At 40.4% G+C, this 22,090-nt stretch carries 15 protein-coding genes; 8 read left to right on the top strand and 7 right to left on the bottom strand.

The genetic code is table 11. The annotated features are described in order from the left end of the window. Positions 1–16: 16 nt before the first annotated feature. From ACOWPH_RS25105 to ACOWPH_RS25085, 5 genes are all read right to left on the bottom strand, one after another. On the bottom strand, positions 17–3,607 hold the full coding sequence (locus tag ACOWPH_RS25105) for a tetratricopeptide repeat protein (protein ID WP_422665631.1): 3,591 nt from the start codon (positions 3,605–3,607) through the stop codon (positions 17–19). 340 nt (positions 3,608–3,947) lie between these two features. Next, the gene (locus ACOWPH_RS25100) at positions 3,948–4,133 is read right to left on the bottom strand and encodes an oleate hydratase (RefSeq protein WP_042464510.1); all 186 of its coding nucleotides are present in this window, start codon (positions 4,131–4,133) and stop codon (positions 3,948–3,950) included. Positions 4,134–4,251: 118 nt separating this feature from the next. Then, a complete protein-coding gene (locus ACOWPH_RS25095; RefSeq protein ID WP_015212837.1) occupies positions 4,252–4,806 on the bottom strand; it encodes a TniQ family protein in 555 nt (184 codons plus the stop codon). Further along, on the bottom strand, positions 4,763–5,614 hold the full coding sequence (locus ACOWPH_RS25090; protein ID WP_015212836.1) for an AAA family ATPase: 852 nt from the start codon (positions 5,612–5,614) through the stop codon (positions 4,763–4,765). Before ACOWPH_RS25090 ends, ACOWPH_RS25095 begins: the two co-directional genes overlap by 44 nt. Positions 5,615–5,617: 3 nt before the next feature. After that, positions 5,618–7,483, bottom strand: a complete 1,866-nt coding sequence (locus tag ACOWPH_RS25085) for a Mu transposase C-terminal domain-containing protein (RefSeq protein ID WP_015212835.1) — start codon at positions 7,481–7,483, stop codon at positions 5,618–5,620. Positions 7,484–8,040: 557 nt separating this feature from the next. Here ACOWPH_RS25085 and hsdR point away from each other — a divergent pair. The 7 genes from hsdR to ACOWPH_RS25050 all read left to right on the top strand — a co-directional run bounded on the left by hsdR (position 8,041) and on the right by ACOWPH_RS25050 (position 17,202). Next, the gene (gene hsdR, locus ACOWPH_RS25080; protein WP_042464508.1) at positions 8,041–11,373 is read left to right on the top strand and encodes a type I restriction-modification system endonuclease; all 3,333 of its coding nucleotides are present in this window, start codon (positions 8,041–8,043) and stop codon (positions 11,371–11,373) included. A gap of 326 nt (positions 11,374–11,699) precedes the next feature. Next, positions 11,700–12,080, top strand: a complete 381-nt coding sequence (locus ACOWPH_RS25075) for an endonuclease domain-containing protein (RefSeq protein WP_015212833.1) — start codon at positions 11,700–11,702, stop codon at positions 12,078–12,080. A gap of 407 nt (positions 12,081–12,487) precedes the next feature. After that, a complete protein-coding gene (locus ACOWPH_RS25070) occupies positions 12,488–13,957 on the top strand; it encodes an N-6 DNA methylase (protein WP_015212832.1) in 1,470 nt (489 codons plus the stop codon). A gap of 158 nt (positions 13,958–14,115) precedes the next feature. Continuing rightward, positions 14,116–14,358: a hypothetical protein gene (locus ACOWPH_RS25065; protein WP_015212831.1), complete on the top strand. Its 243-nt coding sequence runs from the start codon at positions 14,116–14,118 to the stop codon at positions 14,356–14,358. After that, on the top strand, positions 14,355–14,756 hold the full coding sequence (gene vapC, locus ACOWPH_RS25060; protein WP_015212830.1) for a type II toxin-antitoxin system tRNA(fMet)-specific endonuclease VapC: 402 nt from the start codon (positions 14,355–14,357) through the stop codon (positions 14,754–14,756). Before ACOWPH_RS25065 ends, vapC begins: the two co-directional genes overlap by 4 nt. Positions 14,757–14,956: 200 nt before the next feature. Next, complete coding sequence (locus ACOWPH_RS25055; RefSeq protein ID WP_015212829.1) at positions 14,957–16,522, top strand: restriction endonuclease subunit S; 1,566 nt, start codon at positions 14,957–14,959, stop codon at positions 16,520–16,522. 104 nt (positions 16,523–16,626) lie between these two features. Then, a complete protein-coding gene (locus tag ACOWPH_RS25050) occupies positions 16,627–17,202 on the top strand; it encodes a hypothetical protein (protein WP_015212828.1) in 576 nt (191 codons plus the stop codon). A 251-nt stretch (positions 17,203–17,453) separates the two neighbouring features. Here the strand turns inward: ACOWPH_RS25050 and ACOWPH_RS25045 are convergent, their stop codons facing one another. Then, entirely contained in the window at positions 17,454–19,628 is a 2,175-nt protein-coding gene (locus ACOWPH_RS25045) for a DNA phosphorothioation-associated putative methyltransferase (RefSeq protein ID WP_015212827.1), read from the bottom strand. Between the two features lie 1,046 nt (positions 19,629–20,674). On the opposite strand from ACOWPH_RS25045, the gene ACOWPH_RS25040 reads away from it, so the two are divergent. After that, positions 20,675–20,890: a hypothetical protein gene (locus ACOWPH_RS25040; RefSeq protein WP_015212825.1), complete on the top strand. Its 216-nt coding sequence runs from the start codon at positions 20,675–20,677 to the stop codon at positions 20,888–20,890. A gap of 69 nt (positions 20,891–20,959) precedes the next feature. On the opposite strand, the gene ribD is transcribed toward ACOWPH_RS25040, so the two are convergent. Further along, positions 20,960–22,087 carry a bifunctional diaminohydroxyphosphoribosylaminopyrimidine deaminase/5-amino-6-(5-phosphoribosylamino)uracil reductase RibD gene (gene ribD / locus ACOWPH_RS25035; RefSeq protein ID WP_015212824.1) on the bottom strand — a complete coding sequence of 376 codons (1,128 nt, stop codon included), beginning with the start codon at positions 22,085–22,087 and terminating at the stop codon, positions 20,960–20,962. Positions 22,088–22,090 lie beyond the last annotated feature (3 nt).

Genomic DNA, 22,090 nt, shown 5'->3' with positions numbered 1-22,090 from the left:
CTGGTTGAAAAAAAGTTCACTCCTCTTCCTTCTCCTCCTTCTCCTCCTTTAACTTAGGATGCTGCTGCTCGGCATGAACCGTTAAAACCCCCGTCAGCAATTTCACCTTACAATCGTCACTGGGGCATTTTTGCGTAGCTTTCAGTGCCTGTCCCCAGTTTTTAAGGTTCGCGGCGACTTCGGCAATGGCAATTAAAACTTCGGCTTTGAAATTGGAATCCGGAATCTGGTTAGCAGAGGCGATCGCTTGAGCGAGCAAGGGGGCGGCTTTTTCTGGTTGCTTTAGCTTGCCAATAGCTTCAGCAATGGCACTTAAGGCAGAGGCTTTGGAGTTGGCATCCGGAATCTGGTTAGCAGAGGCGATCGCTTGAGCGAGCAAGGGGGCGGCTTTTTCTGGTTGGTTTAGCTTGCCATAGGCTTCGGCAATGGCACTTAAGGCATAGGCTTTGAAATTGGAATCCGGAATCTGGTTAGCAGAGGCGATCGCTTGAGCGAGCAAGGGGGCGGCTTTTTCTGGTTGGTTTAGCTTGCCATAGGCTTCGGCAATGGCTCTTAAGGCAGAGGCTTTGGAGTTGGCATCCGGAATCTGGTTAGCAGAGGCGATCGCTTGAGCGAGCAAGGGGGCGGCTTTTTCTGGTTGCTTTAGCTTGCCAATAGCTTCGGCAATGGCTCTTAAGGCAGAGGCTTTGGAGTTGGCATCCGGAATCTGGTTAGCAGAGGCGATCGCTTGAGCGAGCAAGGGGGCGGCTTTTTCTGGTTGGTTTAGCTTGCCAATAGCTTCGGCAATGGCTCTTAAGGCATCGGCTTTGGAGTTGGCATCCGGAATCTGGTTAGCAGAGGCGATCGCTTGAGCGAGCAAGGGGGCGGCTTTTTCTGGTTGGTTTAGCTTGCCAATAGCTTCGGCAATGGCACTTAAGGCAGAGGCTTTGGAGTTGGCATCCGGAATCTGGTTAGCAGAGGCGATCACTTGAGCGAGCAAGGGGGCGGCTTTTTCTGGTTGGTTTAGCTTGCCATAGGCTTCGGCAATGGCTCTTAAGGCATCGGCTTTGAAATTGGAATCCGGAATCTGGTTAGCAGAGGCGATCGCTTGAGCGAGCAAGGGGGCGGCTTTTTCTGGTTGCTTTAGCTTGCCAATAGCTTCGGCAATGGCACTTAAGGCATAGGCTTTGGAGTAGGCATCCGGAATCTGGTTAGCAGAGGCGATCGCTTGAGCGAGCAAGGGGGCGGCTTTTTCTGGTTGGTTTAGCTTGCCATAGGCTTCGGCAATGGCTCTTAAGGCATCGGCTTTGAAATTGGAATCCGGAATCTGGTTAGCAGAGGCGATCGCTTGAGCGAGCAAGGGGGCGGCTTTTTCTGGTTGGTTTAGCTTGCCAATAGCTTCGGCAATGGCACTTAAGGCATCGGCTTTGAAATTGGAATCCGGAATCTGGTTAGCAGAGGCGATCGCTTGAGCGAGCAAGGGGGCGGCTTTTTCTGGTTGGTTTAGCTTGCCAATAGCTTCGGCAATGGCACTTAAGAAATAGGCTTTGGAGTTGGCATCCGGAATCTGGTTAGCAGAGGCGATCGCTTGAGCGAGCAAGGGGGCGGCTTTTTCTGGTTGGTTTAGCTTGCCATAGGCTTCGGCAATGGCTCTTAAGGCATAGGCTTTGGAGTAGGCATCCGGAATCTGGTTAGCAGAGGCGATCGCTTGAGCGAGCAAGGGGGCGGCTTTTTCTGGTTGGTTTAGCTTGCCAATAGCTTCGGCAATGGCACTTAAGGGATAGGCTTTGGAGTTGGCATCCGGAATCTGGTTAGCAGAGGCGATCGCTTGAGCGAGCAAGGGGGCGGCTTTTTCTGGTTGCTTTAGCTTGCCATAGGCTTCGGCAATGGCAATTAAGGCAGAGGCATCCTGAATCTGGCTAATAAGTTTCAAGGCTTGAGCAGAATTTTCATCCTTAAGAAAGGCAAAAGCCGCTTGTGCTTGATACTCAGGACTCTTTATCTGCTGACTCATATCAGTCAATTGCCAGCGAATTTGAGTCAATTGCCCCAGAGTTGTATAATTTAACCAGCCCCAAATCCCCAGCGCCAGTAACAGGATACTCCCAATCCCCCCCAAAAAATAGTAAATTAGCTGCTGACTACGTTGACGCAGGGCTACACTAGCTTGAATAAATTCTTGCTCCTCTTTGCTCAGTTCCTCTCGGCGTTGTTTCTGCTTTTCTTCCGCTTCTTTTAAAACTGCACCCCGCAACAATGCCCCTTCATCTCGTTGCATTTTTTGCCATTGCAGCATTGCGAACCTCAGCCTTTCTTGCCAAGCACGAAAGCTACGGTCTGCGTTCATCCATCCTCGTAGTTCAGCCCAATTACGGATCAATGCTTCATGAACAACTTCGACCGTCTCTTGGTTAGCAGCATTTTGACTGGTGACTACTAATCGTTCATCAGCCAACCGTTTCACCAATTTCCAGCTGGCTTCACCCAATTCGGCTTTCGTCGCCAGTCGTCGCGTATCTTGTGTAACTTCACCCGGTTGCACTAATTGGATGAAAATCCGCCGTACCTGTTCTTTCTGGGCTGCGCTCAACTTACCATAATTCTGATCTGCATGACGAGCCAAAGCACCTTGTACCTTACCTATATGCTGATAAGCTGTATGAGTTAACTGTTTACCCTTTCGCTGCTCCCACAATTCCGTTAATGCAAACTCCAGCAGGGGTAAATTCCCCGGTTCATCTTCCACATCATCTAATATGCGTTCCACTAGTCCCACTTCAAAAGTCACCCCCAACTTGTCAGCAGGCTTTTCAATCACCTGTGAAAGTTCATTATGATTCATCGAGCTGATCAGCTTGATATCAGTTTTCAATACATCTCCAAAAGGGGGATATCCCAGAGCATTTCCCAAGAAATCTGCCCGCATGGTTGCAACTAGCACATGATCGTATTGGGACTGAGAAGGAGAGGATTCAAAGCTGACTAATAAACTATCTAGAAAACTATGGCGAATTTTATGATCGGCGCATAGGGTATAAATTTCTTCAAATTGATCGGCAATTAGCAACACCTGATCTGTGGGGTGATTTTGGTGAATCTGAGCAAATACATCACCCAAATGGATTTCACGATCACTAAGAGATTGTGACAACTTACGAGCTTGGATGATTTTATCAGTAGCATCCAGATTTTGCGTGTAAAGTGGAACTAGCGCCAAGGCTAGGGCATGGAAAGGGTCGGAACCGGGACGAAAGTGGGTAAACTTCCAATGACCTGCTTTTTGCAGTTTCGGCACTAATCCCGCCAGAACCACCGAAGATTTACCGCTTCCCGACGCACCCAATACGGGGATAAAATTCCGGCTTTGAGTCGCAGCGAAAAGTTCTTTTATAAATATTTCACGTCCAAAGAAAAACTCTGCGTCATCGGGACCAAAATGAAACAAACCACGATAAGGACAGGGAAGACTTTTATCAGCAGCGCCCGTAGATTCAACAGGTAATACTTTTGTACTTTCAGGGTAGTAGTAATTGGTGATGGTAATAGTAGCGGTATTCCTATCTCCAGTAATAATCGCACTGCTATCAGCATTACCCCCAAGTTTGACGCTGTGGTCTTCTCCTGTCATTCTCCCCTCACTTATCGATTTTGCCGCCAAATTAATACACTGGCTTTAATACGTCATACTAATATATAATCGTCAGTAAAATTAACATAATTATTTAAAAGAGAATTTCAGCACAAATATCTGTAATTACGAAAAAATTCACAAATTTAAACAAAGACGCGATTCATCGCGTCTTTAAATGAGGGCTTTGGTGTTGTATTGTCTTCAACAAGATAATTGAGTAATGCAAAACAAGAAATGAAAATTTTTATACTTTTAATTCTCAATATTTCCAGTGAAATTAGGGAATAAATATCAGATTCCACCATAAATTCCACTTCATTTTCATTTTTGGTGCTTTTTACTCAGGTAAAATCGTAAATGACCGCAGAATTTCTTCACCGTTGCAGTCGCGCATTGGCTTGGGAACAAAGTTACTGATGCGATCTCCTAAAAGGGCATATCCCCAGAAAACTTGTACATCAGCATTTTCAATTATTTCTAACGCTTTAGCTAAATCTTTGTTCCTAACACGCGATCGCGCCATCACTTCATTTAATTTCCGTGGTGTTCACATCTCTTTCTTGTTTGTAACTGAGGTGCGATCGCAAATCTCTCCGTAAGAATTGCAAAGCACTCTGTAATAATGGCCTTATTCCCACAATCTAATCACGCCTTTGCCTTTTCGCCATCTTTGCAAAAGGCAGGGAACAATGAGGACATTGACCTTTAACCCAATCTGCGGGAATCGGGAAAGGAGTTTCACAATTAGTACATTTTATTAATAAACGTAAATTGTGGCGATCGCATTTCATTCTATCCTTACACTGCCACTCAATCCGATGACAAGGAGATTCTGCATAACAAGCCCCACATAACCTAATTGGTCTAGGCTTCATCGTCATTCCCTGAGAGGGGAGCATTTCTATTAATCTATCTGCATTAACTCCCACCACAGAGGACAAAGCCTCCAACTCTTGTAGAGTAGGAAAAGGATTGAAATAAAGCTTCTCCCAACGTGAAATCATTGCACCGAGTCCAGCAATTTTTCCCAAAGAGTATCCTGACGGTAGGCTGTTAGCCTTAAACCGTCGCAAACGCCCTAGATAATGACTAATACTCTCCTCCTCATAAGGTTCAACATAGCCTAACTTTGGGCGAATTTCATCATCTTCATCAATCCCTATTTCTGTTTTTGAGAGGAATATATTTTGTGCCATAACGACTAGCAATTTTTTCTAAAATACTTTCATCAACTCGGTGAAATCCATTTTTGAGAGAATGTAAAACAGCCTTAGTTAGTATCTTGATTAAAATTCCCATTCGTGCTTCTGTACTAACTGCTAAAATCTCAAAAATATTGCCCTCAGCTAAATTAGATGCTTCTGGAAGAGATAAAACATCCAATTCAATTGTAGTTAATGTTTTTTTGAAATCATCATATTCCAACCGTTCAAACTCATAGAGTGTTGGGAAATTAGTCAACAAATCACAATCGTGTAAAAGATCATCTAACTCCTTACCTCCAGCTAAAACAATAGGAACATTACACTCTTCAAAAAGTTGTTTCAAGTCTAGCAGTGCTTCTTTTTGAAGATTTTCCGCATTATCTATAATCACCAATTCCAATCCAAATAGTTCCAGACTACCCGCTAATCTTGGACGTAAATCCTGTCGTTTACCTGTTGGTGCAGCATGATTAATATCCTTCAGGATTTGTGAAAATAGCCGCTTAGAACTCGATGCAGACCAAGCCTTTACATAGGAAACTCGTTTTTTATCCTCATCTCGATAGTGAAGCGCGGCTCTGCTTTTTCCCACATTTCTTGGTCCAATGATTCGACCACATTGTTTGAGAATACGCAATTCATCTAACCATCTGAAGCATTCCGAAGCCCGATCAGTAGTGATAAAACAAGCTCTAAAAATCTCTTCAATATCAATAGTTTTAGCAATTTGAGCTTTGATGTCTAACCTTGGGGCTAGGACTTCAACAATAGATTGAGTTGCAAGTTGAGGTTGCGCCATAATTTACCAAATCTTGTTCAAATTTTTTTGACGGTTAGAGAAAACTAACTTATGTCTCTCTTCTTCTTGAGTGTTAGGTGAAGCTGATAGATTTTCCTGTGGTTGCTGTTCTATCTTCTCAAGCTTGATTTCTTCCCTGGAAATTCTCTCTGGTAAAACTTCCTGATTTTCTTGTTTCTTCAAAGATTTGGAAGTCCTACTTTTGCGTAGTTCAATAACATTGGAATTTTTCTTGGATGCAGAACGGAGACGCTTTTGTTCTGAGTTTCTTTTTGCCTTTTTATCCTCTTTCCGTTCCTCTACAAGTTCTTTACGTTTACCCAATGCTAATAAAGCATCATAGTTAAAATGCTCCTTACGAGCATTACTTCTCTCTTTATTCAGGGCTTTTAATTCTTCTATACTTAAATCATGGGTATCCATATTAACGGCATGAGCATAACCCAAAAATTCTCCTGCATTATCATCAGTTTCACCACTGTAGATATATAAACTCAGGATATGATCTGGATCATATCTCAGCGTTACATATTCACCTTTATGTGCTTTGAGAAATTCTCCCCGATAAATCAGGTTTTCAAATTGAATAGATCCATGAGCTTGAACAACTCGTTGGGCTTCTTTCATCAAACAAATATCTAATTCTCGCTCATCCAAAGGTTCAGGTAGTTTTCCTCCCATACCCTTAAACCAGCGTTCAAATCTCGTATCACGAGGCTCTTTAGGATAAGGCTCGTGATTATAGATATCACAAAAGAAACTAGCGAGAATCTTATCCAAATCCTGAATAGTTAAACAGGCTTCTTTCTCTGCATTTTCTGGGCGTTCCTGAACATTTGCCCCTGTATAACCAGGTAACTCTTTGAGAACTTGAGTATTAATAGTTTTGAAAATCCGTTCCACAATACCACCTTCCGGTGGGCGATCGCGTAATTCACACTGAAATCCTAATTTCTTACCAATAGCTTTGAGATGTTTTGAGCGAAAATCTTTACCACCATCAGTAAAAAAATATTGATAGGGGTGTCCACATACATCCCAAGACTTATTAAGTTGATAATCTTCAGGGTAGTTTTTAGGTAAAATAGCGTGTCTTAAAGCTAAAGCCACCTCTGTAGAACCGGGTTGTTTAATCCATAAGCGAAAACCAACAACACAGCTTGAAAAAGTATCCACAATAGTAGTTAGCCAAGGACGATCAGACAGTAAATTGCCATGATTATCAACTATGCGAACATCCAATTTAGTATGGTCACACTGAATAATTTGGTTACTAAAGTCAGCCCTAAGTAACTCTCCATCTCGTGTTACTACTGTCATCCAAGATCCCGAACCCGGATTTCTAACTCTTGTTTTCCGTTTCTGTTGCTCGATTAAAGGATCTAAAATTCTATAAACAGTGGCTTGATGAGGATATTCTCCTAGCTTAAGTTCAAGATCCACAATTGCGTGTCGCTTCACTTCACGAACTATGGATGCTGGTGATATTGGATGTTTTTCTTTCAGACTCTTTTCATAGATTGTTGTGATGAAGTTTTGCCAATATTCGCTAACTCGATATTTTCCCTTATCGGCTCGTTCTATTCCTGCTGTCTCTCTTAACTTGTCTTCATCGTATTGCTTGAGAAGACGTTCCACCTGGCGAGTAGAAACATCAAGGGTATTTGCAACTGCCTGTTTTCTCTGAGACTTAATAGTGCGGTTGGGAGATTCAGCAAGCCACTGGATTAGATTAAATGTCAGTTTATGTCTATCCGACGTTGCCAGAATAATTTGGGATGGATCTACCACAAAATTACTCTTGTCAAGCAAAATAGCATCTGGAACTTGCGTCGTTCCTTCAGTAAATTCAAATTCTTCGTCTGCCATAGAGTGAAACCCACTCATGAATAATTAAGGTACTAATGTACCATGAATTACTCAAAAATGCGACATCTAATTTGCAAAATACCAAATTCTTAACAAACGACATTTAATTTGCGAAACCAGGTTTTACGACATACAATATGCGAATTAGGTAACTTAGTCTTTTGTAGGGGTAAATAGCTTATGATGCTTATAGAATAAAGGTTTTAGTCCTTAAAAGCAGTTGCGACACTAATTTGCGAAAAGCGACATTTAATTTGCGAACGTACAATAGCCTTTCTCACTCTAGTTAGATACAAAATTACCCCTCCCCAATCCTCCCCTTGGTAAGGCTACGGTGCGCGACAGCACGGGTGGGGTGTATTTCATGAGCTTGGGAATTGCTATATATTCACAGATTAATAATATTTTCCAAATTTTTAGTTAGATGTATATTATGAGACTTGAATTACTGCTAGACTATGACTAAGTTAATTTGGGCAACCTACAACAAGAGGAGTCTTGATTAGGTTATTTGAGACAACTTGAAACTAACTGGACAGATTCTCTCAAAAGCCAGTATGCCAGAGTCATTAAACTTCTCATTCCTTGCAGTCCACGACATACAACTGGTTCGATTAGCGACTCTAGCCGAGCGATATTTTGCAGATGATCCCAACACCTGTTTGATTAAATTGCGGCAGTTTGGTGAATTGCTGGCGCAGTTAGCAGCAGCTAATATTGGACTGTATGAGTTAGAGAATGAAAAACAGATTGATTTGCTCAATCGTTTGCGCGATCGCGGATTACTCAAGGGAGAAGTTGATAGACTATTCCATGAACTACGTAAAATTGGCAACACAGCAACACATGAACTTTCAGGAAATCACCGCACCGCTTTAAGTGGCCTGAAATATGCTCGTGTGTTAGGGATTTGGTTTCATCGAGTATTTACCAAAAATCCTAATTTTGCCCCAGATCCATTTATTCCCCCACCTGATCCAAAAATAGAAACAGAATCTCTTAAAGCCGAGTTAGCACGCTTGCGAGATGAGGTCAAAGAAAAACTTTCGGCGGTTGAATTAGCCCAAACACTGGCAGAAATAGAAGCCCAGCGTCGGATAGTTGCAGAGGATTTAGCACGGGAAGCAGAGTCCAAAATTCAGGAAGTGTTAAATCACCTGAATGAAATTCAAGCTCAAGCTAAGAAAAAATCCCAACAAACAATTCAGCAAACCATTACCCAAGCTCAGATTTCTGAAAGTGATGTGCTTCTGGATGAGAGAGAAACACGGAAACTCATTGATGCTCAACTGCAAGCTGCTAAATGGGAAGCAGATTCAGAAGCATTAACTTATCAAAATGGTGTCCGTCCTCAAAAGGGAAGAAATTTAGCGATCGCAGAATATCCTACAGCAAATGGACGCGCTGACTATGCCTTATTCTGTGGCTTGCAGATTGTAGGAGTAGTGGAAGCCAAGCGTCAAAGTAAAGATGTTTCTGAAGGGGCATTAAACCAAGCAAAACGCTACAGTGAAGGTTTCCAAATTGAAGGAGAAATTTTTTCTAGTGGTTCTGGGAATAAATATAAAGTTCCCTTTGTTTTTGCTACCAACGGCAGGCCATACTTACAGCAACTTCAAACCAAAAGTGGGATTTGGTTCTGTGATTTGCGTCGTCCCACTAATCTGCGGGTGTGTCTTTCCACATGGTACAGTCCTCAAGGCTTACTAGATGCCCTGTCTCAAGATATTGACCAAGCACATACTCGTTTAACTCAAGAAGGCTTTAACTATGGATTGCAATTACGTGATTATCAAATTCGTGCCATTCAAGCTGTAGAGTCTGCCTTATCCAGGGAAAACCGGGTATTACTGTTAGCAATGGCAACAGGCACAGGTAAAACTAAAACTTGTATTGCTTTGGTGTATCGCTTACTCAAAACCAAGCGATTTCGACGCATCTTATTTTTAGTTGATCGCACTGCGTTAGGTGAACAAACTGACAACGCTTTTAAAGATTCCCGAATGGAGAACCTGCAAAGTTTCGCTGATATCTTCGAGATCAAGGGCTTAAAAGACACGGAAATTGATCGGGATACCAAAGTTCATATTTCCACAGTGCAGGGCATGGTAAAGCGAGTTCTTTACCCGTCTGACAGTACATCTGTGATTACGGCAGATCAGTATGATTGCATTGTCGTGGATGAGTGTCACCGGGGCTATTTACTAGATCGAGAATTGAGCGATCGCGAAATAGAATTTCGGGATTTTAACGATTACGTCTCAAAATACCGTCGAGTGTTGGAGCATTTCGACGCTGTAAAGATTGGTTTAACAGCCACTCCAGCCCTACACACAACACAAATTTTTGGTAAACCTGTTTATACTTACGGCTATAAAGAAGCGGTGATAGATGGTTGGTTAATTGATCATGAACCACCTTTCCAAATTAGAACAAAGCTTTCGGAAGAGGGGATGGTTTGGAACCCTGGGGAGGAGATGGAATTTTTCAATCCCCAAACTGGGAAACTTGACTTAGTTCATGCACCAGATGAGGTAAAAATTGAAGTAGAACAGTTTAACCGCAAAGTAATTACAGAAGATTTTAATCGAGTTGTTTGTGAAGCTTTAGCACAGCATATTGATCCATCACTGCCAGAAAAAACCTTGATTTTTTGTGCTACAGATGGTCATGCAGATATTGTTGTCAACCAGCTTAAACAAGCCTTTCAGGATACCTATGGCAGTGTCGAAGATGATGCAATTGTCAAAATTACAGGTAATGCCGACAAGCCATTAGAGTTAATTAGAAAGTTTCGTAATGAAGTTAATCCGAAAGTGGCCGTTACTGTAGACTTACTCACTACAGGCATTGATGTTCCGCCAATTTGTAATTTAGTATTTATTCGTCGAGTCAATTCTCGGATTCTCTACGAGCAAATGCTGGGAAGGGCTACACGCCTCTGTCATGATATTGGTAAAGAGGTGTTTAAAATTTTCGATGCCGTGCGATTATATGAAGCGATCGCACCTGTTTCGAGTATGAAGCCTGTGGTAGTTAACCCCAATATTTCCTTTACTCAATTGGTAGAAGAGTTGGAAACAGTCAACAATCCTGATGCCTTAGAAACAGTCATTAACCAACTCCTGGCGAAAATTCAGCGCAAACGCAGGTATTTGAGTGCTAATAGTCAAGAACAGTTAGAAGCGATCGCAGGAATGCCAATACCAAATATGGTTTCCCATCTCAAACAAAGTACACCCCAACAGGTAAAGGAATGGTGGGAACAAAGAAAAACATTAGCGCAAATTCTGGATCGTCGAGATGGTGGAAATAAACCAATATTGGTTTCCCGTCATAGTGATGAGTTAATAGGAATTGAACGGGGTTATGGCAATGCTGAACGTCCAGAAGATTATTTAGATAGTTTTAGGGCTTTCTTGTTAGAAAATATGAATAAAATTCCCGCTTTGATAGTTGTTACCCAGCGTCCCCGTGAGTTAACAAGGGCGCAACTCAAGGAATTGCGAATGCGATTAGATACCGCAGGATATACAGAAACTAACCTCAAAACTGCATGGCGAGAAACCACTAATGAAGATATTGCTGCTTCTATTATTGGCTTTATCCGTCAAGCTACTTTGGGTGATGCTTTGATTCCCTACACAGAAAGGGTAGATCGGGCGATGAAGAAAATCCTGGCCAGTCAACCTTGGACACCTCCTCAACGCAAGTGGTTAGAACGAATTGGTAAACAGCTAAAAGCGGAAACAATCGTTGATCGAGAAGCTTTGGATAAAGGGGAATTTAAGGCTCAAGGTGGAGGATTTGATAGGTTAAATACGGTTTTTGATGGTGATTTAGAAAATATTGTGATTCAGATTCATGAGAGTATTTGGAATGTGGCTTGATATCGTTTTTACCCTCCCTTAGTCCCCCCTTGGAAAAGGGGGAAACCGGAAAATTTAGTTCCCTCCTCTTCACAAGGGGGAAAATAGAAAATCTTGTCCCCTCCCCTTGATAAGGAAAACGGTAAATACCATCTATTAGATTATCAATTCTAAATAAGTAATCTTGTCCCCTCCCCTTGATAAGGAAAACGGTAAATACCATCTACCAGATTATCAATTCTAAATAAGTAATCTTGTCCCCTCTCCTTTACAAGGGGAGGGTTAGGGAGGGGTAAACCCTATTAAAGAAACGAGATCATTCAAAAAAATAAGCATAGAAAGTACTGATGACAAAGCTGTATAACAAAACCTCAGAAAAGCAAAAACGACAAACTCTTAGAAAAAATATACCCCCAGCCGAAAAAATAGTTTGGGCAAAACTTAGAAGTCAACAAGTTGAAGGCTGTAAATTTCGCAGACAATACAGTATTGACAGATTTGTAGTTGATTTTTATTCTTGTGAATTAAAACTTGCTATAGAAATTGATGGCGATAGTCACTATCAAGAAGGTATTCCAGAATATGACTGGGAACGTCAAGTATTTTTGGAATCAAAAGGTACGAAGATTTTACGATTTACCAATCAGGAAGTTTATCAAAATGTTGATGGTGTGGTGGATAAGATTAGGGAAGTTGTTTGTATTTTGAAAGAAGTTACCCCTCCCTAACCCTCCCCTTGCAAAGGGGAGGGGACAAGATTCTTTATTTCTCCCCTTTTCAAAGGCGAAGAATATATTCTTTTTTCCCCCCTTTTCAAGAAGATTGGGGACAAGATTCTTTATTTTCTCCCTTTCCAAGTTTGGTAAAAGGTATTATCTATTTCCCGGCTTTCTAAGGAGAAGAATATATTCTTTTTCACCCTCTTTCCAAGAAGATTGGGGATAAGATTCTTTATTTTCTCCCTTTCCAAGTTTGGTAAAAGGTATTATCTATTTCCCGGCTTTCTAAGGAGAAGAAGTTACCCCTCCCTAACCCTCCCCTTGTCAAGGGGAGGGGACAAGATTCTCTATTTCCCCCCTTTCCAAGGGGGGACTAAGGGGGGTATTACTTATATATTCACGATAGGTTTCTATTTATGGCTGCTACTTCTGATATTGTTCAAAAGCTTTGGAAACTATGCGATGTTTTACGAGATGATGGCGTTACGTACCTACAATACGTTACAGAATTAACCTATCTCCTATTCCTGAAGATGGCACAGGAAACGGGGGCTGAAAAGCAATTATCAGAGGGTTATCGCTGGGGTGATTTGGTTAGTAAGGGTGAAACGGAACAACTGATATTTTATAGATCCCTGTTACTGATGTTGGGTTCTGAAAGTTCTTCTCAACGGGTACAGGCGATTTTTGTTAATGCTCAAACTTCTTTGAAAATACCCCGCATTCTCAAAAAGCTTGTTACCAGTATTGATGAATTGGACTGGTTTTCTGAGCATCGAGATGAGTTTGGTGATTTGTATGAAGGGTTACTTCAGAAAAACGCTGATGAAAAGAAATCTGGTGCGGGTCAGTATTTCACCCCTAGACCTTTGATTGATTGCATGGTGACTTTGATTAAGCCCCAACCAGGAGAATTAATTCAAGACCCTGCTGCGGGTACGGGTGGGTTTTTAATTGCCGGCGATCGCTATATTCGGCAAAATCATGATGTGTTTGAATGGCCAGAAGCCTTACAATCTTTTCAGCAGCATCAGGCGTTTTATGGCATGGAGTTGGTGCAGGATGCTCACCGCTTGCTGTTGATGAATATGATGTTACACGGTATTGAAGGGGCTGTTGATTTAGGTGATACTCTGAGTCCAACAGGACAGCGTTTAGCTAAGGCTGATGTCATTCTCACAAATCCCCCCTTTGGCACTAAAAAAGGCGGTGGACTGCCTTCGAGAGATGATTTTACTTTTCCGACCTCAAACAAGCAATTGGGGTTTTTGCAGCACATTTACAGGTCACTCAAACCAGGGGGACGCGCTGCGGTGGTTTTGCCGGATAATGTGCTGTTTGAAGATGGACAGGGTAAGTCTATTCGGGCTGATTTGATGAATAAGTGTAATTTACACACGATTTTAAGGCTACCAACTGGGATTTTTTATGCTCAAGGTGTGAAAACGAATGTGTTATTTTTCCAGCGGGGGACAATGGAGAAAGCTAACACTAAAAATGTTTGGTTTTATGATATGCGTACAAATATGCCCAGTTTTGGTAAGCGTTATCCTTTAACTCGTGATCATTTTGCTGAGTTTGAACAGTGTTATGGTGATGATGCTAATGGTGATAGTCTTCGTGTAGATTTGGGGGAAAATGGGCGTTTTCGCTGTTTTACGCGGGAGTATATTGAAAAGAGAAATGAGAATTTAGATATTTCTTGGTTACGGGATGAAAGTTTGCAATCTGGGGATAATTTACCTGAACCGGAAATAATTGCAGCAGAGATTATGGAAAAGTTGCGAATTGCGACTAAGGAAATGGCCGCTTTGATGATATTGCTGGAAGGGGAGGAAGCCGCAGAGGCTGTTAGTGCTTCGGTAGGTTTATCAGATAATTTGTAATTATTTTGTCAGAATCAGGATTTACAGGATTTAAGGATTTCCAGGATGGAGAATAATTAAAAATTAAAAAGTTCGTTTCTGGGTGAGTGTGGGGATTAATAAATAAGGTATAATGAATTTAGGAAAATGTGTTTTATTCAGTTAAGGGAGCAAATTAAATGACTATTACACAGGCTATTTTAGAGAAAGTACAGAATTTAACACCTCAACAACAAGAGCAGGTTTTAAATTTTATTGAGTCTTTAAATTTGTTATCACAAAAACAGGATACACCACAAAAATCACCGGAGGAATTAGGCTGGCCTCCTGGTTTTTTTGAACAGACTTATGGTAGTTGTGAAGATGATCCAATTCTTCTTGATGATGAGGATAATTTTGAACAAAGAGAAGAAGCTGCATGATTTATTTGCTAGATACTAATGTTTGCGCTCGTTATCTTAATGGTAAATCTTTAACAATTCGGCAGCGTTTACGTTCAACTAATGTTGCGGATATTGCGGTTTGTTCTGTAGTTAAAGGTGAGTTATTTTATGGCGCGATGAAAAGCAATAATCTTGAGAAAACTTTGATTAAACAGCAAGATTTTCTCAAGTTGTTTATTTCATTGCCATTTGATGATGATGCTTCTCTCATTTATGGAAGAATTAAGGCAGAATTATCAAGGAAGGGAATTATTATTGGTCACAATGATTTACAAATTGCGGCTATTGCTATGGCGAATAATTTGATATTAGTGACGCATAATGTTAAGGAGTTTAGCCGGGTAAATGGTTTACAGTTTGAAGATTGGGAAGTTTAATTTTTTGTCTGAATCAGGATTTAAGGATTTACAGGATTAATTTATTAATTTCTATTCTGATGCGTTACGTTAATTAAATCATTGAACGCGGATGAACGCAGATAATTTTTATTTCTCGGATTTTTGGATTTTTAATTTTAATGGTTTAATGATATAAATATGCTTCACGCAGAGGCGCAAAGGGTAAGAGATAGTTTATTATGAGTGATGATTTATTAGATTTGCCGGAAGGTTGGGAGCTAACTACTTTAGAGGACTTATGTATAAATCCAAAAAATGATATTGTTGATGGTCCTTTTGGATCAAATCTAAAAGCATCTGAATATATAGATAGTGGTATTCCAATTATCAGGTTACAAAATATTGACAGAAACATTTTTATTGATAAAAATATTAAGTTTGTCAGTGTTGAAAAAGGTCAAGAGCTAGAAAGGCATACTTTTAAAAAAGGTGATATCATTATTACAAAATTAGGAGATCCTTTAGGTAAAGCTTGTCTTGTCCCTGATCATCTTAGTAATGGAATAATTGTTGCAGATGTTGTTAGAGCAAGAATCAATGAAAAATTTGCATTAAAAAAATACTTAATTTATCTCCTAAATTCTCAAATTATTATTGTTCAACTACAGACAGATACAAAAGGAACAACACGCCCAAGAGTTAATTTAAATCATATCAGGCAACTAAAAATCCCCCTTCCACCCCTCAACGAGCAAAAGCGGATAGTTGCCAAAATTGAGGAGTTGAGCGATCGCTCTCAAAAAGCCCAACAAGCCCTAGAAGCCATACCGCAGTTGTGCGATCGCTTTCGTCAATCCGTCCTCGCAGCAGCCTTTAGAGGCGATTTAACAGCCGATTGGCGCGAAAAAAATCCAGATGTTGAACCTGCTTCAGTTTTGTTGGAGAGGATTAAAAATAAAAGATTTGAACTCGCTGAAACTGCTAGAGAAATTTCTACAGTTAAAAAAGTTTATGACGAAGAAGCTCAATTCTCCAGTCAACAAAAATATTCATATTTACCAGAAACGTGGATTAGCTGTACTATTAATAGTATTGGAAATGTTTGTAATGGAAGTACACCTTCTAGAAATGTAGAAGAATATTGGAAAGGTTCAATACCTTGGGTAAGTTCGGGAGAAGTTGTTAATAATATAATTTATGAGACTCGTGAGAAAATTACAGAACTTGGATATAAAAATACTTCGGTTAGAATACTACCAAAAGGAACTGTTCTTCTAGCAATGATAGGACAGGGTAAAACTAGAGGACAAACATCTATATTAGAAATTAAAGCTACTATTAATCAAAATATTGCAGCTATTATTTTAAATCATGGGTTGGTTGTATCAGAATATCTTTGGTACTGGTTTCAATACCAATATGCAGCTACTAGAGAATTAGGAAGTGGTTCTGGTCCACAAGCACTAAATTGTCAAAGAGTACGTGAAATACCGCTAATTTTAGCTCCTATTAATGAACAAATAGAAGTAGTTAATAGTATTAAATACATACTTCACAAAGTTGAAGTGATTACGGAAAATTATCAACAAGCAACCAAAAAACTAGAAAAACTCAATCAATCAATATTATCCAAAGCCTTCCGAGGAGAACTAGTCCCCCAAGATCCTGAAGATGAACCAGCATCAATATTACTAGAAAAAATTAGAGCAGAAAGAGAAAAATTACACAACAGCAAACCAAAAAGTACAAGTAAAAGAAAAACCAAGACACCAAAAGGACAGGGAACAATACCAGGACTAGAGTAATATGATGATCACAACTTCTAATACAGCAGTTTGCTTAGTTAAGAGGTACAAAATCTAAATTAAAACCCATACACCAAGCCATTTTTACTCCTGACTTCTGCTGCATGAACATCGAAGAATTAAAACTAGGCAAATATCTCACACTATCAGAATTTTGTACCTGCACCCAGACTTATCATAAATATGCCGAACACATCAACCCATTTCCCCAAAATATCAAGGAAGTAATTCCCGCATTACAAGATTTAAATAAATATATCATCGACCCAATTATTGACAATTACGGCATAGATAAATTTCATCTCACCTATGGCTTTTGTTCAGCAGATTTAAAAAAATATCTTGAAAAGAAAGACCCATTAACAGGTCAAAAAAATGGTCGTGTTGCACCCAATTTAGATCAACACATGAGTCATGAAATTAATAAAAATGCTAAATACTATTGTGAAAGATTGGGTGCTGCTTGTGATTTTATCATTGCAGATTTATCTAGTGAATCCCTTGTTGAATGGATTTTACAAACCAAATTACCTTTTGATTCTCTCTACTTTTACGGAAGCCAAAGACCAATTCATATTAGTTATGGACTTCAGCACAAAAGAGATATTTGGACATTTGGTAATCTTGGACAACCCACAAAAAAAGGAATTGAACATTGGGTTAAATTAGCCAAAACATAATTTTCATTTGTAGGACTTTAGCATTTCTAAACCCTGCTAGTAATTACGAATTACGTAAATATTCAGACTAGAGAATACTCCAAGTCAGGAAAATATAGCAATTCCCAATCTCATGAAATACACCCCACCCGCGCTGTCGCGCACCCTCCCCTTACCAAGGGGAGGGTTGGGGAGGGGTAATTTTGTATCTAACTAGAGTGGGAAAGGCTATAAAGGCTTTTTGAGTCAATTTTGATGATTTTGAGCAAGTATTACTTCTTTCTATTCCTGATTTCATCAGCATTCTGACTCCTGACTCCTGACTCCTGAGTTTTTACCGAATTACATCTTTTGCTTTTACGACTTCTCATAGCAGACTGTAACACTTTTACTTTATATGCATCAGCATCTTTTCGCCAAGATAATTTATAACCTTTAAGTACTGCACAGTGGTCTTCTAAACATTTATTCCACCCAGAAACATGACTAATACTGCGCCAATTTTCCAACAACCCCCAATCTTCTTCTTGACGAGTTAACTTAGCAAACTTTTCATACTGGGGATAGTCAGGAGTTACTAAAAAATCTATTTGATGTAATATTGGTGGGTCATCATCAAGATCATATTCTCGATAAGTAACTTGTAAATCCCGCAAATCAATTTCCATTCCTCTACACAATGCTGGATGGGGATTAGTATCAAAATCAGGATAAAATAAATAGGAAATTTTAGGTGTTTTGAGATGAAATTTAATCACATTTGCTGCTTCTAATCTCCCAATAGTACGACTAGCACAACCTTCGTAAAGTCGTAATAAAGGATCAAGGGCTTGTAATGCAGAAATATGAACCCAAAGAGAATTAGGTAATTTTTTACCGATCTTACTTTCTTGACAACGTTTGATAATTAGTTCTGTATTTCCCAAGCTGCGTAGCATTTGATCTGCATCTAAACAAGCTTGTTTATAACTACTAAATAAACCAAGTATATCTTCTTGTACTGCTGGTGTTAATTGTCCTAGTTTGGGACGACGGCTAAATTTACACAATGCTAAATAAACCATCAAGTCTTGACGGCGTTTATCTGCGATCGCATCCCACTCGTCAGAGTCCGTAGCCTGTATAATGACATGAAATGCTCGTCGTAAACTCCCAAATTCTGTACAAATTTCCCCTTCTTGCGCCAATTCACCCTTACTAGGCAGTCTTCCCCGTTCGGTAATAAAAGCCATCAACGGTGCTAAAAGTTCCTGATACTCTTCAAACCGCTTCACACAAGCCCTAACTCTAGGAGTAGTAGCGCGAGAACGAAAACGAGAAGCCCGAAATAACTCAGCTTCAGCTTCATCTCGAAACACAAAGTAAACTCCCAAAGCCACAGGAATTGCATCAACTCCTAACACTTGGTCAATGTAAACTTTTAATTCTTCTTGTTCATAATATTTCTGAAATGTGTTGCGGTTAGTAATAATGCCATCACCATAAGCCACGACACCTCTTTTGCTATCAGCTATCAAAACTTGGGCAGACACTAACAGCACATTCTGAGCTAATTCCCAGGCTTTAATCAAGGCTTCCCGTCGTTCACCTTGGTCTTCAATCACATTAATGACAAAGCCAATGTTAACAATACCCGCAGGTATGAGGGGAGTATCCGGTGAGTAATAAGGGTCCCAGCCGCAACTAATATAACCTTCTTCAGCAATACGCTTTACATCCCCGCCATGTCCACACCCATAATCAAAAAAGGTCGTTTCTGGAGTAAATAAGCCAGACTCAATCCCTAAACGCACAGGACGGGATAAATCATGGCGCACAATAGCCGCTTTATGTCGTTCTATTTTGGGAATAAATGGTGCTGTAGCAGTACTTATTGGCTTCTGAATCAAGCTATGTCCCTGTATTTCTACACCATAGGCTTGTAACCGCTTTTCCCAACCCAATTTTGTCCCGATACCTCTGGTGTTATCTAGTAAACCTAACGCTTCTTGAGCGCGTGTTAAGGCTGCAAACTCATGATAAAGGGGATAGTCAGGAGTAACGAAGGTTTCTTTGCGATGAAGAATAGGAGGATTTTCTGTATCTCTGTAATCTCGAAAGCCAACAATGAGAGTTTCGACATCAACTTGAATACTGGCTTGTAAAGCGGGGTGGGGGTCAGTATCAAAATCAGGATAAAATAAGTAGGAAATCTTGGGTTTATTAGTGCTAAATTTAACTAGTGTTGCTTTCTCTAATTGAGGTGCAGCACTGCGAGCGCGGCTTTCATACTCTTGAAGTCGTGTATCAAGGCTATACAGCGCCAAAATATGGATGTAAAAAGCATCAGGTAAAAGTTTGCCAAATTGACTGTTGTAGCAATAAGCAGCTATTGAACTCAATGAAATTTGCTCTGGAGTTAAGCAAGTTTCCTCAAGGGTGTTCCAGTTGTTTTCAGGCTTAACCATCGCACTTATTATGTAGAGAAATGTGGCTTTAAATAATTAAATAATCTTATAGCGGTATGCATTTGAATGAAATACATCATAGCCCCCTCATCGCTTGCGGGGAGGGGGTTGGGGGTGGGGTTCTTGTATCTCACTCAACCGAGAACCGCTATAGAAGCGAAGTTTTTATTTCAATTCTCTAATGATAATTATGATTTGATATTTTTTTCTCGATAAAATTTATTATGGGGTTATTCAACCTCAATTGAGATTGCTAGAAGCTTGATTCTAGATATGTTTTTACTTCTAAGGTTAATCGAATTAACGCTAAATATAGCCTTTCCCACTCTAGCTTAGATACAAAATTACCCCTCCCCAACCCTCCCCTTACCAAGGGGAGGGTGCGCGACAGCGCGGGTGGGGTGTATTTCATGAGATTGAGAATTGCTATATATATTTTAAGGATTTTTACCATAAAACTATGTAAATTTAATTACTAAAGCTAATTAATTTTCATATGTATTTATAGTAGTTTTACTCTGGTTAATTCTTGCTTAAACACCTTAAATTTGAAAACATAGATTATATACAGCGGGTTGCAGATTAATGAGGCACAGAATCAAAATTGAACCCTAGACACCAAGCCAGTTTTACTCCTAACTCCTGACTCCTGACTCCTGACTCCTGCTGTAGCCTCTAGTTCAAACTCATGAATATCAAGAGTTATATGGCAATTCCCAAGCTCATGAAATACACCCCACCCGCGCTATCGCTCCCCTTACCAAAGGGAGGGTTGGAGAGGGGTAATTTTGTATATCACGCTTAGTGGGAAACGCTATAATTAGATACAATACTCTTTGCTGACAATAACTACAAGTCTTTTTTAGCCAAGTAAATTTTTGTTAACTTAATCAAGCAGGATTGCCGATTGTTAATCTTTATAAAGAGATAAATCTGTTTATTAAGTTTTTAATAATACTTGTCTCAGCTTGTGGATTTATTTCGTCAGCTAAGATCGAAATTGTGTAATCTGGAAACAACTAAGCTAATAATTTAATAGAGGTCTGATGACTCCCACGATTATGCGTCAGCTTTGGTCTATAGTTGAAGCCGCCCAAACCGTGACTCTTTTGCAACTTGACGATGCTAGCTTGGTACAATGGTTAGTTAAACAAACCACAAAGCAAGCTTTATTAGATCCCAACGAAACTGATTTTCTTTGTGACTATATTCGCGCCCGGTTAAGTCTTATCCGTGATCTTGCTTATGAACGTCAGCAGTAATAAGCAGATGACAGAAAAAGGGAAGCAGAGGAAAAGAGGGAGAATAACATCTGAAGCAATGACCAATGACTAATGACTTTTTTCTGACAAATAACCTTCTACTAAACAGTCAGAACCGACCACACGCCAGTGAACACGTTCTAAAGATAAAGCCTCGGTCATGGTGGTAAAACCTAAGTCACCTACAGGGGTAGGAGCATGACTACCACCAATGATTTTAGGGGCGATAAAAGCGAGGATTTTTTGAACTGCCCCTTGAGCGATCGCACTTGCTGCTAAAGTACCACCACATTCCCAAAGTACGCTACAAAAACCACGCTCATACAAATAAGTCATTACCTTTTCTGGTGTCAATGACGGAAACTCCAACACTTCTACCCCTTTTTCGAGCAACAGCTTATGAAAATCGGGTGAACTACCCACTTCAGTCAGCACCACAGTTGGAGCCTCCGCAACTTCCCAAATACGAGCATTTTCTGGCAAATTAAGACTACGACTCATGACCACTCGCAAAGGATTATTGCTTCCCTGCTGATGGCTAGTTAAGTAAGGATTATCGTATCTAACGGTGTTTCCACCAACAATTACAGCATCACAAGCAGCCCGCAATTGATGGACTTCGCTGCGGGCTTCTTGATTGGTTATCCAAGCACTATGACCTGAACTAGTAGCAATTTTGCCATCCAAAGTCATAGCATATTTCAAAATTCCTAAAGGTCGTTTGTGGAGAATACGATAAATAAAACCTTCATTTAATTGACGGCAAGCAGCCTCTTCTACCCCTACTAGCACTTCTATTCCCGCCGCACGCAAACGAGCAATGCCACCTCCGGCCACTAAAGGGTTAGGGTCAACCATACCCACCACAACCTTAGAGACACCAGCCGCTATCAACGCTTCAGAACAGGGTGGAGTCCGTCCATAATGGTTACAAGGTTCCAAGCTGACATAAATTGTCGCTCCATGGCTTTTTTCCCCGGCCGCTCTAAGAGCAAAAACCTCAGCATGAGGTTCACCCGCGCAGGGATGAAACCCCTCTCCGACAATCTCCCCATCTTTAACAATCACTGCCCCCACTAATGGATTTGGTGAAGTGCGTCCCAAAGCACGCCGGGCTAGTTGCAAACACCGTTGCATCATCAGGGAATCAAATTCACTACCTACCATATTTGAGGAAACTGTTACTGGGGTTAACATCCC

The organism is Anabaena sp. PCC 7938, from assembly GCF_049315035.1.
GTDB lineage: Bacteria > Cyanobacteriota > Cyanobacteriia > Cyanobacteriales > Nostocaceae > Anabaena > Anabaena cylindrica.
The sequence above is the reverse complement of the archived record's forward strand: the minus strand, read 5'-3'. Positions and strand labels throughout refer to the sequence as shown.

Coding starts and splice junctions, on each gene's coding strand:
- ACOWPH_RS25105 (WP_422665631.1), bottom strand. CDS start 3,607: ATGACAGGAGAAGACCACAGCGTCAAACTTGGGGGTAATGCTGATAGC.
- ACOWPH_RS25100 (WP_042464510.1), bottom strand. CDS start 4,133: ATGGCGCGATCGCGTGTTAGGAACAAAGATTTAGCTAAAGCGTTAGAA.
- ACOWPH_RS25095 (WP_015212837.1), bottom strand. CDS start 4,806: ATGGCACAAAATATATTCCTCTCAAAAACAGAAATAGGGATTGATGAA.
- ACOWPH_RS25090 (WP_015212836.1), bottom strand. CDS start 5,614: ATGGCGCAACCTCAACTTGCAACTCAATCTATTGTTGAAGTCCTAGCC.
- ACOWPH_RS25085 (WP_015212835.1), bottom strand. CDS start 7,483: ATGGCAGACGAAGAATTTGAATTTACTGAAGGAACGACGCAAGTTCCA.
- hsdR (WP_042464508.1), top strand. CDS start 8,041: ATGCCAGAGTCATTAAACTTCTCATTCCTTGCAGTCCACGACATACAA.
- ACOWPH_RS25075 (WP_015212833.1), top strand. CDS start 11,700: ATGACAAAGCTGTATAACAAAACCTCAGAAAAGCAAAAACGACAAACT.
- ACOWPH_RS25070 (WP_015212832.1), top strand. CDS start 12,488: ATGGCTGCTACTTCTGATATTGTTCAAAAGCTTTGGAAACTATGCGAT.
- ACOWPH_RS25065 (WP_015212831.1), top strand. CDS start 14,116: ATGACTATTACACAGGCTATTTTAGAGAAAGTACAGAATTTAACACCT.
- vapC (WP_015212830.1), top strand. CDS start 14,355: ATGATTTATTTGCTAGATACTAATGTTTGCGCTCGTTATCTTAATGGT.
- ACOWPH_RS25055 (WP_015212829.1), top strand. CDS start 14,957: ATGAGTGATGATTTATTAGATTTGCCGGAAGGTTGGGAGCTAACTACT.
- ACOWPH_RS25050 (WP_015212828.1), top strand. CDS start 16,627: ATGAACATCGAAGAATTAAAACTAGGCAAATATCTCACACTATCAGAA.
- ACOWPH_RS25045 (WP_015212827.1), bottom strand. CDS start 19,628: ATGGTTAAGCCTGAAAACAACTGGAACACCCTTGAGGAAACTTGCTTA.
- ACOWPH_RS25040 (WP_015212825.1), top strand. CDS start 20,675: ATGACTCCCACGATTATGCGTCAGCTTTGGTCTATAGTTGAAGCCGCC.
- ribD (WP_015212824.1), bottom strand. CDS start 22,087: ATGTTAACCCCAGTAACAGTTTCCTCAAATATGGTAGGTAGTGAATTT.